This window comes from Bacillus sp. PK5-006, assembly GCF_054161415.1.
Genome location: NZ_CP096414.1, coordinates 3008402 through 3024692, shown reverse-complemented (window position 1 = coordinate 3024692; position 16291 = coordinate 3008402). Strand labels below are relative to the sequence as shown.

Annotated in this window: 3 protein-coding genes; all 3 read left to right on the top strand. The window is 44.0% G+C overall.

Annotated elements, in window-relative coordinates; translation table 11 throughout:
- Positions 1 to 13: 13 nt before the first annotated feature.
- From M1D84_RS15530 to M1D84_RS15520, 3 genes are read left to right on the top strand one after another with little or no spacing between them, the layout of a single operon-like run.
- Positions 14 to 9103, top strand: coding sequence for an amino acid adenylation domain-containing protein (locus M1D84_RS15530; RefSeq protein WP_458106325.1), 9090 nt, complete (start codon positions 14 to 16; stop codon positions 9101 to 9103).
- A gap of 20 nt (positions 9104 to 9123) precedes the next feature.
- Positions 9124 to 11793, top strand: coding sequence for a non-ribosomal peptide synthetase (locus M1D84_RS15525; protein ID WP_213404881.1), 2670 nt, complete (start codon positions 9124 to 9126; stop codon positions 11791 to 11793).
- Positions 11786 to 16288, top strand: a complete 4503-nt coding sequence (locus M1D84_RS15520; protein ID WP_440179643.1) for an SDR family NAD(P)-dependent oxidoreductase — start codon at positions 11786 to 11788, stop codon at positions 16286 to 16288. The genes M1D84_RS15525 and M1D84_RS15520 overlap by 8 nt, the downstream gene beginning before the upstream one ends.
- Positions 16289 to 16291 lie beyond the last annotated feature (3 nt).

Sequence of the window (16291 nt, the reverse complement as noted above, 5' to 3'; positions counted from 1 at the left end):
AGGAGATGATCCCATGGCATTACAGCCGAAGAAGCTGGATAAACAGAACATTGAAAATATGTTAGGTATCACTACGATCCAAGAAGGACTGCTTTTTCATCATTTAATGCAACCGGACGGAACGGCTTATTTTGAACAACTGCTGATCCAAATAGACGGGCCGGTTGAGCGAGATCTCTTTGCACATTCATGGATGCATGTCACCAAACAGCATGAAATGCTTAGAACATTGTTTAGATGGCAGGAACTCGCAAGGCCAGTACAAATTGTGCTGAAGCAGCATCAGCCTGACATTCGATACCGTGATTTGACCCAAGCTGAGGAGCCTCTTCATTTGCTGAAAGAGGAAATAACAGCACAGGATCGAGAGGAACGATTTGATCTACAGGAAGTTCCATTTCGCCTGACATTATGTGAAGTAAATGAAGAAGTCAGCTGGGTTCTCATTAGCTTTCATCACATTTTATTGGACGGGTGGAGTCTTGGGATTGTATTAAGTGATTGGATGAGTGCATATGAGCGCTTATCAAATGAAGACCAACCTCTTCTTGAAAAAAGACCGTCCTATCAATCATTTGTTAAATGGCAGCAGCAAAATCTTCAACAGACAGAAGCGCAAGCTGTCTACTGGAAAAATGTTTTCGATGGCTGGAGTTATGCAGAACTGCTTCCAAAGTCAGGCGGTGCATATGAAGATTCAGGTGCTTTTCATCAATATGAACATCAAGTGGATGCTTCCATTGCGGAGAGGCTGAGCAAATTCACGAATCAACATGATGTGACATTGGCATCTGTCATGTATACGCTGTGGGGAGTTTTGCTATCTAAGTACGCCAACCAAGATGATATTGTCTTTGGAACAACAGTTTCAGGAAGAAATGCGGATGTTCCTCAAATTGAAAAGATGACAGGTTTGTTTATTAACACATTACCGCTGCGTGTCTCATTCGAACAGGATCGACCGATTGTTGAACAGATGCAGGAAGTGAGTCGGGAAATCGCAGTGAGAAATGAATATGAACATACTCCGCTATCCGACTTAAAGAAATATGCAGGAATGACGGCAGAGCAATCATTATTTGATTCAATCGTCGTCATTGAAAACTATCCACTAGATCGAATGCTCACGAAAAGCGATCAGCCTGTGCGTATTCGCAGATTTGAGATGAAAGAACAGACGGAATTCGATCTCACGCTTAGTGTACAGGCGTTTGATGAACAACTGCATTTTTCATTGGTGTATAACCCCGTCAGCTTTTCTGCTGAACAAATTGAAAAGTGGTGTCAGCATTTTCTTCATCTCCTGTCTGATGCTTGTGCTCACCCACAAAAATCTGCTGCTCAGTTACAGCTGCTATCAGAAGAAGAGATAGAAAAGCAGTTAACAGTTTTTCAGCAATATGGCGGGGCAACGTCTATCAATGAACCAACGGTGATTGACCTATTTGAAGAGCAAGTGGAGCGAACGCCAACGGCAGCCGCAGTTGAGTTTGGCGGTACGACGGTTACATATGAACAACTCAACAAGAGAGTGAATCAGCTCGCACGCTATTTACAAAATAAAGGGGTCAAACAGGAGCAGCGTGTCGGCATTTTAGCAGAGCATTCCATTGAAATGGTGATAGCATGCTTAGCTATTTTAAAAGCTGGCGGGGCTTACGTGCCAATTGATCCTGAATACCCGCAGGAACGAATAGAGTATCTACTAGAAGACAGCGGAGTAGAATGGCTCCTAACTCATCCGATTAAAGGACTCACCTATGCCTATAACGGAGAAAAAATTGATATCACACAGCCGGATCTATATACCGGATCATCAGATAACTTGGCAGAAGCCATCACCTCAGACCAAACAGCCTACTGCATTTATACATCAGGAACGACAGGAAGACCTAAAGGTGTACTCATTCATCATCTTGGTTTAGCCAACTATATTGATTGGGCGAAACAAGTATATGTTCGAGGAGAAACAAGGCATTTTGCTTTGTACACATCATTGTCATTTGACCTGACAGTTACTTCTATTTTCACACCGCTCATTTCAGGAAATACCATCATGATTTATCACCATGAAAACCGGCAGCTGCTTGTCGAAGATATCATAAAAGATAATCGCGTACATGTGATGAAACTGACACCATCTCATTTACAGTTTATTAAGCACCTGTCTTTCCCAGAAAGCCAAATGAAATGTTTTATTTTAGGCGGAGAACAGCTGGAAACATCTTTAGCGAAATCCATTCAGCAGTCATTCCCGCAGCCTATAGAAATTGTGAATGAATATGGACCAACTGAAACAGTGGTTGGCTGCATGATTCATCGATATGACCAGGACCTTGATCAAGACGTGTATGTACCGATTGGAAAACCTGCACAGCATACAGATATTCTTCTTTTTGACAGACATATGAATCTTATGCCGGAAGGAACCATCGGTGAATTATATATTGGGGGGAAAGGTGTTGCAAAAGGGTATTTGAATCGCCCAGAGCTGACCGAAGAGCGGTTTGTCGATCATCCTTTCCAGCCAGGTGAAAAAATTTATAAAACAGGTGATGCAGCCCGCATTCTGCCTAATGGGCTCATTCAGTTTTTAGGCCGAAATGATGATCAAGTGAAGCTGAGAGGCTATCGTATTGAAACAGGTGAGATTGAATTTTGGCTGAATGAACAGCCAGGGGTCAAAGCAGCAGCTGTTGCTGTAAAGCCAGATGTTTCTGGTACACCATGTTTAGCCGCATATGTTGTCACGACAGCCATACTCGATCAAGCTGCAATGAAACAAGCACTAGCCGATCAGCTGCCAGATTATATGATTCCAACTCACTTTGTTCAATTGGATGATATGCCGCTGACTGCCAACGGCAAATTAGATAAACGGGCTTTACCTGCTTTGAAACAGGGGCAACAAATGAAAAAGCAGGCGGGCTCTGACAATCTTTCTGATACTGAGAAAGTTATTCAAGACATCTGGAAAAAAGTCCTCGGCTTAGATGAGGTAAGTGTTCATGACAAATTCTTTGACATTGGCGGGCATTCTCTAAACCTGATTCATGTCAATCAACAGCTCGCTAAGCAATTGAATCAAAGCATTCCAATGGTCGAAATGTTCCGCCGTCCAACGATTAGAGAGCTAGCTGCATATTTAAGCGGTGCAACAGAGCAGAAGGGATCTGGCACACAGCCTGCGAACCAAAAGAAAAGAAAAGCCAACGAGCCGATTGCGATTATTGGAATGGCAGGTAAATTCCCTGGTGCAGAAAATGTTGAGACATTTTGGCGAAATTTGAAGAATGGAGAAGAATCGATTTCATTCTTTTCCGATGAAGAATTGCTAGAGGCTGGAATTGACCGCCAAACCTTTGAGCGTTCCGATTATGTAAGAGCAAAAGGTGTGATTGATGGACCTGATTTATTTGATGCATCCTTCTTCGGCTATTCACCAGGTCAGGCAGAAATGATGGATCCTCAAATACGGCTGCTGCATGAGTACGCCTATAAGGCGCTGGAAGATGCGGGGTATGTGCAGGAAGATTATCAAGGTAAGGTCGGTTTGTTTACTGGGTCCACATCCAACTTTCAATGGATTCAGCGTTTTGCATCTTCGCTTGATAGCAGCATGTCAGAGCTGTTTGAAGTGGGCTCGCTCAATGATACGTATACCGTGAGTACAAGAATTGCCCATAAATTGAATTTGAAAGGACCAGCGCTCACATTGCAAACCGCTTGTTCGACTTCTTTGGTCGCCTTGCATTTGGCCTGTCAATCCATTGCAAATGGTGATTCAGATGTAGCGCTTGCGGGAGGCGTGTCGATTTTACACCCAGTGAAATCAGGCTACATTTATCAGCAGAACATGGTGAAATCAAGCGATGGTCATTGTCGTGCCTTTGACGATCAAGCAGATGGAACTGTTGGCGGAGATGGTGTGGGTCTTGTTGCTTTAAAAGCACTTAGTGAAGCCATAGAAGATGGTGACCATATTTATGCTGTCATTAAGGGCTCTGCCATCAACAATGATGGTGATCAAAAGGTTGGCTTCAATGCTCCAAGTGTTGAAGGTCAGACAAGGGTCATCCAGGATGCCTTACATCAAGCAGATGTTTCACCAGATACGATTGAATATATAGAAACACACGGAACTGGAACGTCACTTGGAGATCCGATTGAAATAGAGGCGCTCACAAAAGCTTTCGACACAGAGAAAAAACAATTTTGCCGCATTGGGTCTGTGAAATCAAATATTGGTCATTTGGATGCAGCGGCAGGAGCAGCTGGCTTGATTAAAGCTGTGCTTTCTCTTCAGCATCACACATTTGTGCCTAGTCTTCACTTCAAAAAAGCCAATGAAAACATTGCATTTGAGCATAGTCCTTTCTTTGTAAACACTGAGCTGACCGACTGGAAGCAGCCAGTATCACATTTGCGGAGGGCTGGTGTGAGCTCATTTGGAATGGGCGGAACCAATGCGCATGTCATATTAGAAGAAGCGCCGCAAAGAGATCGTCAGCAAATGCCTCGTTCGGCTGAACTGCTTGTCCTTTCAGCAAAGAGCAAAACGAGTTTGGAACGAATGAAAGACAACCTTGTGAATCAGTTGGAAAACACGCCTTCTCTCAATTTGGCAGACGCAGCTTATACCTTGCAAACAGGCAGGCAGTCCTTTGGATTCCGTCAAGCCTTTGTTGCGGCCAGCAGAGAAGATGCATTGCGTGTATTAACAGAAAAGCAAGGCAAGGGTATTGGGAAGCTCATGCATTCACATGTGGAGAAACAAAAGATTATTTTTATGTTTTCTGGACAAGGCAATCAATACCTCAATATGGGATTAGATTTGTACCGGGAGGAGCCTTACTTTAAGAAGCAAATGGATGCTTGTTTTCAAGCATATGAAGAAGCAACAGGGCAAAGTCTTGCCCGCATTCTTTATCCATTAGCGGCTGAAACAGAAAAGGCACGCGAAAAATTGGCAAGCACTCAATATGCACAGCCAGCCATTTTTGCCATTGAATATGCCCTTTCCATGCTCTTCATTGAATGGGGGATTCGTCCTGATGCAATGATCGGCTATAGCTTTGGCGAATTAACGGCAGCCGCTATATCAGGCCTTTTCAGCTTAAAGGAAGCGATGTCGATGGTCGCCTGCCGGGCGAATGCGATGCAGTCGTCGCCAGCTGGCATCATGATGAGTGTTCCATTACCTGAAGCAGAGTTAAAACCGATGCTTCCAAAAGATATTTCTCTCGCTGTTGTCAATGATTCCTCATGTATCGTGTCAGGTCTTGAAGCAGCGATAAGTGAATTTGAACAAGAGCTGAAGAATAACAGATTGATGTGTATGCGATTAGGTGGAACCATTGCTGCTCACTCACATGTCATGAAGGAAGCAGCGGAGCAATTTGGTGAAAAATTAAAGGATATTAAAGCCAAGCAGCTACGTATTCCATTCATTTCGAATTTGACAGGAGATTGGATGACAAGTGCGAGTGCTCAGGATATGTCCTATTGGAAAAGGCATATGACCGATACGGTTCGTTTTGCTGAAGGCATCACAAATATTTTACAGCAGGACAATATTCAATTAATTGAGATTGGACCAGGTCAAGATTTAAGCGTGATGGTCAACCGGTCACTGAACGGCATGAATCAGCATGTATGTCATGTGCTCAGACATGCAAAACAAGATGTGACGGATACTGAATTTTTACTTGGGCAGATTGGACGTCTCTGGACACACGGAATAACCATCGACTGGAACAGGTTCCATCTAAACCGTCAGCCGCAGAAAATGCCGCTGCCAACGTATGCGTTTGATCAAACCTCCTATTGGTATGATGCATCAGACCGTGTAAAACGCGATAAACCTAAGCAGTCTGGACGAAAGGAGCAAATGGATGAATGGTTCTATACCCCTTATTGGGAGGCGGACCTTTCCCCTTATGTGTCATCAGATGATTCCTCTTTTGGAGCCTTGCTTTTGTTTGCGGATTCATCTGCCTTTGGAGAGAAGGTTGCAGCCGAGCTTCTGACGAAACGGAACGAGTTCGTAGTGGTTCAGAAAGGAAATGAATTTACGAAGCATGATGAAAAAAGCTACACCATTCGGTCACATAAGCCTTCTGATTATGAAAAGCTCATATCAAATCTGGCAGATGACCAAATCAACGTGTCAGAAGTTTGTCATCTATGGGGGCTTTCAGAACGACAGCCGTCTCAATCGGAAGAAGAATGGGTGAAACAAACGCAGCAAGATGCTTATTACTCCTTGCTTTATATCGGACAGGCTTTGAAAAAATCTGTTTTGGACCAAAAAGTATCCATTACAGTTCTTTCCTCATTGACGTATGCCGTTGGCGGTGAGTCTATCCTTTATCCTGAAAAAGCAATCCATCTTGGACCTGCCATGGTTATTTCACAAGAAACACCGAACTTGCGTTACCGCATTCTTGATGTCGATCGCCCGGTGGCAAATGGGGTGCAGGAAAAGAGGTTGCTGAAACAAATTAGCGATGAGTTAGATCGAACATCTGGACATCTTCTCACGGTCTATCGACGAAATAAGCGATATGTGAAAAAGTATGCCAAAGCTCTAGTTCCCGAAACAGGACATACTCAGTTGGCTAAAAAAGATGGTGTATACATTTTAATTGGCGGTCTTGGGTTTATTGGATTGAATATTGCACAGTCTTTGACCGAGCAAACGAAGGGAACGTTGATCTTAACGAGCAGGTCTGGACTGCCTGATAGAAGCAAGTGGCAAGAGTGGCTTGCTACGCACGATGAACAGGATCCAACTAAGAAAAAAATACAAAAGGTAATGGCACTTGAAGAGGCTGGTGCAGAAGTTCTCATAAAGAAAGTAGATGTTCGCCACAGGGAAGATATCCAGCAATTGATCAACACGGTGGATGCGGCCTATGGACAGATTGACGGTGTGATCTATGCAGCTGGAGTGACGGGTGATCAATCCTTCAGAGTGATGGAGCAAACAGATGTCACATTCTCAGAACCCCACTTTGAAGCGAAGATGAATGGTGTACTTCATCTTGATGCCGCCTTAGGTGACCGATCACTTGATTTCTGTTTTGTGCTGTCATCTTTGTCACCGATCTTAGGCGGACTCGGTTTCACAGCCTATACAGCTGTGAATCATTTCATCGATGCGTACGTGTATGAACGAAATCTTCGTTCAGAAATGCAGTGGTCTGTCATTAGCTTTGACGGCTGGGAATTTGAGCAAGGAAAGCAGCTCGATCTTCCAATCGGAGATGATGTCACCGAAACATTAATTACAGAAAAAGAAGGAAAAAGAATCTTTGAACGATTGCTTTCACTGGATCAAGTGGAACAAATGGTTATTTCAACAACGTCTTTACATGATCGAATTCACCGATATGTAGACCGTTTATCCCGTGAGGAAGAGAGTGCCGGAGAGCATGCACAAGATGGAAACTTATATTCTCGGCCAGCACTGTCAACGAATTATGTTGCACCTGAAACGGAGCTAGAGAAGGAACTAAGTCAGCATTGGCAAGCTTTCTTTAAAATTGATGAAATTGGCATAGATGATCATTTCTTTGAAATGGGTGGAGATTCTCTAAAGGCGATTACTTTCATTGGCATCATTCATCGCGCATTCAGTGTAGAGCTGACGCTGCCACAATTCTTCCAAATACCAACGATCCGATTAATGGCAGAATATATCGACCAAGCAGACACTGCTGCTTATCATGCGATTGAAAAAGCCGAAATGAAGAAGCATTATCCTCTGTCGTCTGCGCAAAAACGGTTGTATCTCATGCAGCAAATGGATGTAAGCAGCACAGGATACAACGAATTTAAAGCAGGACGAATTAAAGGAAGACTCGATATCAGCAGGTTGGAATGGGCATTTCAGCAGCTTATAAAGAGACACGAAAGTTTGCGGACAGCGTTTGTACTAGAGAATGGCGTCCCTTATCAAAAGATTGAAGAAGAGGTACCATTTGCAGTCACATTGTTTGACCTCACAGAGGGATCGACACAAGGATCTGAGGAAGATCAAAAACAAGTGATTGAACAATTTTTGACTGCCTTTACGTTAAGTGAGGCTCCATTGATGAGAGTTGGTGTGATGAAGCTGGCAGAAGAGGAATTCGTGCTCATGCTGGACATGCATCACATTATCTCGGATGGTCTTTCTCAAGATATTTTGGTCAACGACTTTATGCAGTTATACGACGGCAGGACGCTTGAGCCTCTCGCTTTGCAATATAAAGATTTTTCAGAATGGCAAAATGACATACTTGCGTCTGAAGCATTGAAAGAATCGAGTGATTACTGGAAAAACCGGTTAGAAGGTGCCCCGCTGCTTGATCTGCCAACAGATTTCGATCGGCCAGAGGTGAGACAATTCCGCGGCGGACATTATACGTTCCGTATAGAAGAAGCGGAGCTGAACGCGTTTAAGCAGGTGATTTTAAAGGAAGACGCAACATTGTTTATGGGTCTGTTAAGTCTGTATCAGATTTTGCTTCATAAATTAAGCGGACAATCAGATATCACGGTCGGGGTTCCGGTAGCAGGTAGAAAACAAGAGGAGCTGCAGCAAGTAATTGGTATCTTTGTCAATATGCTGCCACTTCGTTTATATCCTAAAGCAGAGCTGACTTATCAGCAATTCCTTCAGGATGTAAAGGCGCATGTGATCGATGATTTCGGTCATCAAGAATATCAATATGAACAAATGGTGCAAGACCTCCAGCTGAGCCGGAGTGTCAGCCGGAATCTATTGTTTGATGCTGTGTTCGCCTTGCAAAATATGAATCAGCCAGAACTGAAAGTTGGCGGTTTAACCTTTAGTGATTATCCATACGAGACAGGAACGTCGCGATTTGATTTACTCTGGATTGCGTATGAACAGGAAGACGGTCTTTCTTCAACGATTGAATATAATACTGAGCTTTTCACAGAGGAAACCATAGAGCGGATTGCAGGTCTGCTGAAAGACATCATGCGGGCTGTTTCAGTAGATGCGGTGAGAATAGAGGAAATTGAACTGACTTCTTCATTCAAGCAATTAGACGACGTATCTCTTTTCGAATTAGATGACTTAAAAATATAAGCAAAGAGGTGAATGGAAGAGTGATTGAACATGATGATTTTCAACTGAAAGCAGCGGCGAAGGAAAAGGTGAGGGAAAGAGCCTACTGGACATCTATTTTATCAGATGTTCAGCTGGATGGCCGCATTCCTCATACGGTTTCACAAGCCAAGCCTGCTGCTATGAACCGATCGCTTCATTCGTCCTTCCCGATGGCTGTAAACCATTCGTTAAAGCAATTATGTGGAGATTCTGATTTGCGCTTGTTTATCGTGCTGACCACAGCCGCTTTTGGCTTGCTTCAGCGTTATAGCGGAAAAACTGAGTTGATGGTGACTGTTCCTACAATGGAACAGTCCGCCAATCAATCCACTATTAATCATATGTTGCCGCTTAAGGCAGAGATTGATCCTCATATGAGCTTTAGCGCAGGGTTAGACGCAGTGAAACAATCGTTTCAGGAGGCAGTGCGTCATCAAAACTATCCTGTTCATATTTTAATGGATGAGCTTTGGCATTCAGTAGGAGATGACAAGAAGCGTGTCAATCTGGCATGTGCGTTTGAGACATTGCATGGGCATACGGACCGAGAGCAGCTGCACGCGGATGTGCTCATTGTTTGGAAGAAAGAACAAGATCACCTTCATGCTGAAGTTCACTGGGATGCTTCCATTTATGACGATCAAATGATGGAGCAGTTCTCTAGACATTTCATGACACTCACAGAGCAATTTCTTAAAACGCCTGAACAAGCGATGAGCACACACTCATTTTTATCTGATGTCGAGAAAAGTCAGCTGTTTGATTCGTTTCAAGGTGAGTCGCTCGCTTATCCAGTGGATCGTGATATTGTGTCATTATTTCAACAGCAAGTCCAATTGCATTCAGCACGAACGGCCGTTGTGTTTGGCACCACCTCCTATACATATGAAGAGGTTGATGATTTATCGGATCGCATTGCGCTTAGACTGTCTCAAAGTCAGATCACACGTGAGACCCCAGTTGGTCTCAGAATGAATCGGTCTGCTGAACTGGTCATTGCCATTCTTGGCATTTTAAAGGCTGGCTATGCTTACTTACCGATTGATGTCCATCTGCCGATTGAAAGAATCCGGTATATGCTCAAAAACAGCGGCGCTACAGCCATAGTATCGGACGAAGACGGACACGAAGGTTTGGATGTCGAGGTTCATGTTATTCAAGACATGCTTCAAGAATCCCCCATTACAGAGAATCTCACTTGGTCTATTTCGCCTTCGGATATGGCGTATGTCTTGTATACATCGGGTACGACTGGGCATCCAAAAGGGGTCGTTATTGAACATCGTCATGTCATTAATTTGGTATACGGAATGAAAACACGCTTTTTTGATCTACTCCCTGATGATTTGCAAGTAGGGATGCTCGCTTCTCATATTTTTGATGCATCTGTTCAAACCTTGTTCCCGGCATTGCTGCTAGGGCATACGCTGCATATTGCCAAAGATGAAGTCCGTATGGATGGGCATGCGTTATGGTCATTTTATCGAGACAACCACATTCAACTGTCAGATGTGACCCCCTCTCATTTAAAGCTGATGAACAAGGCAGCAGCGCAATCGAAACAAGACTTGCCTGCTTTGAACATGCTGCTTGTGGGCGGAGAAGTGTTCACAAAAGAGCTGATGGATCAATTTTTACAGCATGTATCAGGTGAAAAACTCATGATGATTAATGCATATGGGCCTACTGAATGTACGGTTCAGTCGTCATCCTTTTTGATTCCTCATGACTGGGATGAGCAAGTCATCCCTATTGGGCAGCCGATGCCAAATGAGCATATTTTCATATGTGACAAGCAAGGTGAGCCGGTGCCGATTGGTGTTTTTGGCGAATTGTATATAGCAGGTGCTGGTGTAGGCCGTGGGTACATCAATCATCCTGATCTCAACAAGGAGAAGTTTATCAAAAAAACAGAGCTGAGCAGCGGTATGTTATACGGTACGGGAGACCTTGCAAGATGGCGGTTTGATGGTTTATTAGAATTTGCTAAAAGAAACGACGGCCAAGTGAAAATCAGAGGATATCGAATTGAGCTCGAGGAAATCCGTAGAGCCCTTCTTGATGATCCAAGCATACAAGGACTGGTCCAAGATGTCATTGTCATCCCTAAGGAAACGAAGGATCAGGACCAATATATTTGCGCATATATCATGGCAAAACAAGTGATAGATCAGCGCGCACTTCGACAATCTTTAAGTAAAAGATTACCAGGTTATATGGTGCCGAGGCATGTCATTCATGTAGAGCAATTTCCTCTGAATCTATCAGGGAAATTGGATATTCAAGCACTGCCGAATCCAGAAGATCAGTTAGAAGGCAAATCAGAGCCGGTAACCATTCAAGTTCACAATGAAACAGAGCAGAAGCTTGTTCGTATTTTCGCGTCTATATTACAAGTCCCTGCTTCGCAGATTCGTATAGATGAACCGTTTTTTGATTTAGGCGGGAACTCTTTTAATATCGTTGAGCTGTCCAATAGAGTGAAAGAGGAATTTCAACAGGAGCTGACTGTGATGGAGCTGTTCCAATATACAACGGTTTCACAAATAGCTGCTCAATTAAAACACAAAGCATCAGGGCAAGAGCAACAAACAGAGGATGATGGAGAAAATGAAGCGGATGACTTAGAAAGTGCCGCACAACTGTTAGGCGGGATGATAGATGAGTAAGTTCACAGGATTAGAGGTTGCAGTGGTTGGGATGGCATGCCGTTTTCCGGGAGCGAAAAATATTCATCACTTCTGGGACAACCTTGCAAATGGGAGAGAGTCCATTACGTTCTTTTCTAAAGAAGAGCTGTTTGAGGCAGGAGTTGAACAAGAAGCATTAGATCATGATCAATATGTACGTGCCAAAGGAGCAGTCGATCAGCATGATCACTTTGATGCAGATTTCTTTGGTTATTCACAGCGTGAAGCAGAAGTAATGGACCCGCAAATCCGCATGTTTCATGAGGTCGCCTGGGAATCCCTAGAAGATGCAGGCTATAACCCTGAAACGTATCAGGAGCCGATCGGTTTATTTGGAGCTGCTTCTGCTAATTTATACTGGCAAGCTGCTTCCATGCTGATGAGATCCAATCACTCATCTGAACAATTTGCGGCTGTTCAATTAACGGATAAAGATTTCATGAACACAAAGGTATCCTACAAATTGAATTTGAAGGGACCGAGCGTAGCTATTGATACAGCTTGTTCTTCCTCTTTGACTGCAATTCATATGGCGGCCCGCGCCCTGATTACTGGAGAATGTAAAATGGCACTCGCAGGCGGCGTCACCATTACGATCCCTCACAAAAAAGGATACATGTATCAAGAGGGCATGATCATGTCGCCGGATGGGCACTGCCGGGCTTTTGATGAACAGGCGGAAGGAACCGTTGGCGGTGAGGGCTGTGGAGTTGTTGTGCTCAAATCATTAAAGCAGGCACTAAAAGATAAGGACCATATCTATGGCGTGATTAAAGGGTCAGCCTATAACAATGACGGTGGGCGGAAGGTTGGCTACACAGCGCCAAGCATAGAAGGACAAAGCGAAGTGATTAAAAAGGCGCTCAACATCAGTCGTGTAGAAGCTGAGAGTATTTCTTATATTGAAGCACATGGCACAGGGACGACTCTTGGAGATCCGGTTGAAATTGAGTCGCTGAAGCAAGCCTTTCAAACAGATAAAAAACAGTTTTGTGCGATTGGGTCTGTGAAAACCAATATTGGTCATCTTGACTCAGCCGCAGGGATTGCAGGTTTTATCAAAACAACACTTAGTCTGTACCATCAGATGCTGCCGCCAAGCCTTCATTATAAAAAACCTAATCCGAAAATTGATTTTGAATCAAGCCCATTTTATGTGAATACAACACCTGTACCATGGAAGAAATCAGAGACCCTACTGCGTGCCGGTGTCAGCTCATTTGGAGTGGGCGGAACGAATGTACACTTGATCATGGAAGAGGCACCCGCCGCCGATAAGCCGTCAGCAGACAGAGGTCATGAACTAATGGTGATTTCGGCAAGATCGAAGCAAGCGGTACAAAAGTCTGCTGAACAAATCACATCTTATTTAACAGAACAAACGAGCGTCTCACTATCCGATGCAGCATTTACGCTGCAAGAGGGACGAAAACATTTTCCTTATCGCCAAGCTTTTCTTGCAGGTCCTGACCGCACATTCCAGTCAGCCGGCCAGCCGCAAAAGGCCTTTCAACAGCCTGCGGTCGTTTGGATGTTCTCTGGACAAGGTGCTCAGTATGTGAATATGGGCAAGGATTTATATGAGAAAGACCCTGTATTTAAACAAACGCTTCAGAAATGTTTTGCCATCATTTTATCCTTATCAGGTGTTGAGATCGAGAACGTGTTATATCCAACAACCGAAGAAGAGTTTATAGAAGCTGAACAACTCATGCAGCAAACGTCATATACACAAATCATCTTGTTTAGTTTTGAGTATGCGCTTGCGTCGAAGCTGATGGGACTAGGCATACGTCCGCATTATTTCATTGGTCATAGTATTGGAGAAATCACGGCTGCCTGTGTGGCTGGTATGATCCATCTTGAAGATGCAATCCGTATCGTTTTAAAAAGAGGCAGTTTGATGCAAAAAATGCCTCCAGGTGAAATGGCCGGTGTGTCACTCCCTGCCGAAGAGATTAAACATGATCTTCCAGAAGGTGTCGAGCTTTCTGCTGTGAATAGCTCACAATTATCCGTTGTTTCCGGTCCGTCAGATCGGTTACAGGTATATATCGAACAAGCTGAAAAAAGAGGAGCTTCTGTCCAAATATTGAAAACCTCTCACGCCTTTCATACGAGTATGATGGCCGAAGCGTCCGAACAGTTGAAGAACGTTCTCTCAGAGATCACCTATCAGCAGGGAGAGGTACCGATCCTTTCGAATGTGACAGGGAGCTGGTTAACGAATGAACAAGCCGCATCACCTGATTACTGGGCATCTCATATCAGGCAGCCTGTTTTATTTAGTCAAGGATTAGAGACATTACTTGGACTCGGAGAGATGGTTTTCATTGAAGTGGGGCCAGGTCATACGTTAACTCAATTCGTGAGACGCCATGATCACTATGATGTGAACAAAGCAGCAGCTGTTTCATTGGTGAGACATCCAAAAGAACAAGCAGCTGATGATGAATATATGGAAAAGGCCATAGGGAAACTGTGGAGTTATGGAGTGGAGCTAAACTGGAGCGCTGTCAGAAAAGCAAAGGCCTCATATCGAGTTTCACTGCCAACGTATCCATTTGAGCATCAAATATTCCCTTCACCGCAGTTTAAAGCTGATCAGATGATGACTGCTTTAACGCCAGAAAAGATGAAGAAACGATCAGTTGATTTTCAAGACTGGTTTTACATTCCGGTATGGGAGCGCTCTTCACCTGTACTAAAGGAGCAACATCATCAAGGAAAACGCATCTTGGTATTTGAAAAAAATGGTCATATTGGCGCCTATTTGAAAGAACGGCATGCAGAAGTGATCAGCGTATGTCAAAGTGATCATACGATGAAAGAAAATGACCATTTGCTGAAGGCTGACGTTTATATGCTGTCACACTTAGAGTGGGTTATGGCTGAATTGCAGCAATCTGGATTTATACCTGAAGAGATCATCTGGATGCATGATGAACTGACGAAAGATACCGATGATCAGCCAAACTACTTATCTGTGCTCGATCTCGTCAGACTAATCAGCCAGTATCATAACACAAGCATACGTCTTCACCTCGTGACAAGCCAGGCACATGATGTGATCGGCATGGAGAAGGTCAATCCACTTCAAGCAACATTTACAGGGCTAGCTTTGACCATTCCTCAAGAATATCAGCATATTGAGTGTCAGCATATTGATGTATGTGAGGATACAAAGGCGAATTGGCCGCTATTCCTTTCATACGAGATTGCAATGCACGATCAAGAAGCAGTCGTTGCGTATCGCGTGAACAGCAGATGGATTCGAAAAGCTTCGAGAACACCTTTAAGAAAAGAGGGATCGTCCAAGCAGCCTTTCAGGTCTAATGGCGTTTACCTCATTACTGGCGGTATGGGCGGTATTGGCTTCACACTAGCTCAACATTTAGCAGAAACGTATCAAGCAAAACTTGTGATCATGAGCCGTTCGCAAATACGTGAACGCGCTGCCTGGCATGAGCTGCGTGATGCAAGTGGGAAAGAAGCTGAGATCGTGAAAAAGCTGATGACTCTTGAAGAGTTAGGAGCTGATGTACAAGCTGTACAAGGTGATGTGTCAGATAAAGATGCTGTACAGAAAGCGGTTCAGCTGGCTCATACGGCATTTGGTCATTTGCATGGTGTCATTCACGCGGCAGGAGAGGCAGATGGGAAAATCATTCAAGCAAGAACAGCAGACGATGAAATTCGTATGTGTCAGGCAAAAATCAATGGAACCTATGTGCTGAATGAAGCCCTCAAGGATGAAACGCTCGACTTCTTTTTACTTTGTTCCTCTCTTGTCTCCTTTCTTGGAGCGGCTGGACAAGTGGCTTATGCAGCTTCAAATGCTTTTCTGGACAGCTTTGCTCATGCAAAAAGGCAGAAAGGGCAGCCGGTTATCTCCTTAAATTGGGATCGGTGGGAGAAAGTCGGCATGGCACACGACTCGGCATTAGCGGCCAAAGTCAATGACATGATGGCGCTCGAGGAACAGGATGGAATTTCACCAGAACAAGGAATAAGGGCCGTCCAGGAAGTGCTGTGTCTAGATTATCCGCAAATTCTTGTATCCGTTCAAGATATGGGAGAGAGAATGAAACAACGCTTAACCTCTCTGCAGCAAGAAGAGCCGTCTCAAGAGATATCTCAGATCATAGATGATCGTCTAGAAGCATCCTTAAGTGATGTACTCAGCTCCTTTTTTCCTCATGAGCCGGATGTGAATGAGAATTTCTTTGAAATGGGTGCGACATCCCTTGATTTATTGCAGATGAGCGGTCAAATCAAATCAATTTATGGCATAGAGGTTCCGGTGGTCATGATGTACAGCCATCCGACCATCGCGGCATTGGCAGCAGAACTAAAGAAGATTCATGGAGTAGAAAAGCAAGAAAAGCAAGCTGTTACTGAATCAACCAATCTCCGAAAACAGGCGATGGCAGAAGGAAAAAATCGACGTAAACAGAGATTAAAACGAAAATAGATG

Bases quoted from the DNA above. Each gene is read 5' to 3' on its own strand.
- M1D84_RS15520 (WP_440179643.1), top strand. From the start codon at position 11,786: ATGAGTAAGTTCACAGGATTAGAGGTTGCAGTGGTTGGGATGGCATGC.
- M1D84_RS15530 (WP_458106325.1), top strand. From the start codon at position 14: ATGGCATTACAGCCGAAGAAGCTGGATAAACAGAACATTGAAAATATG.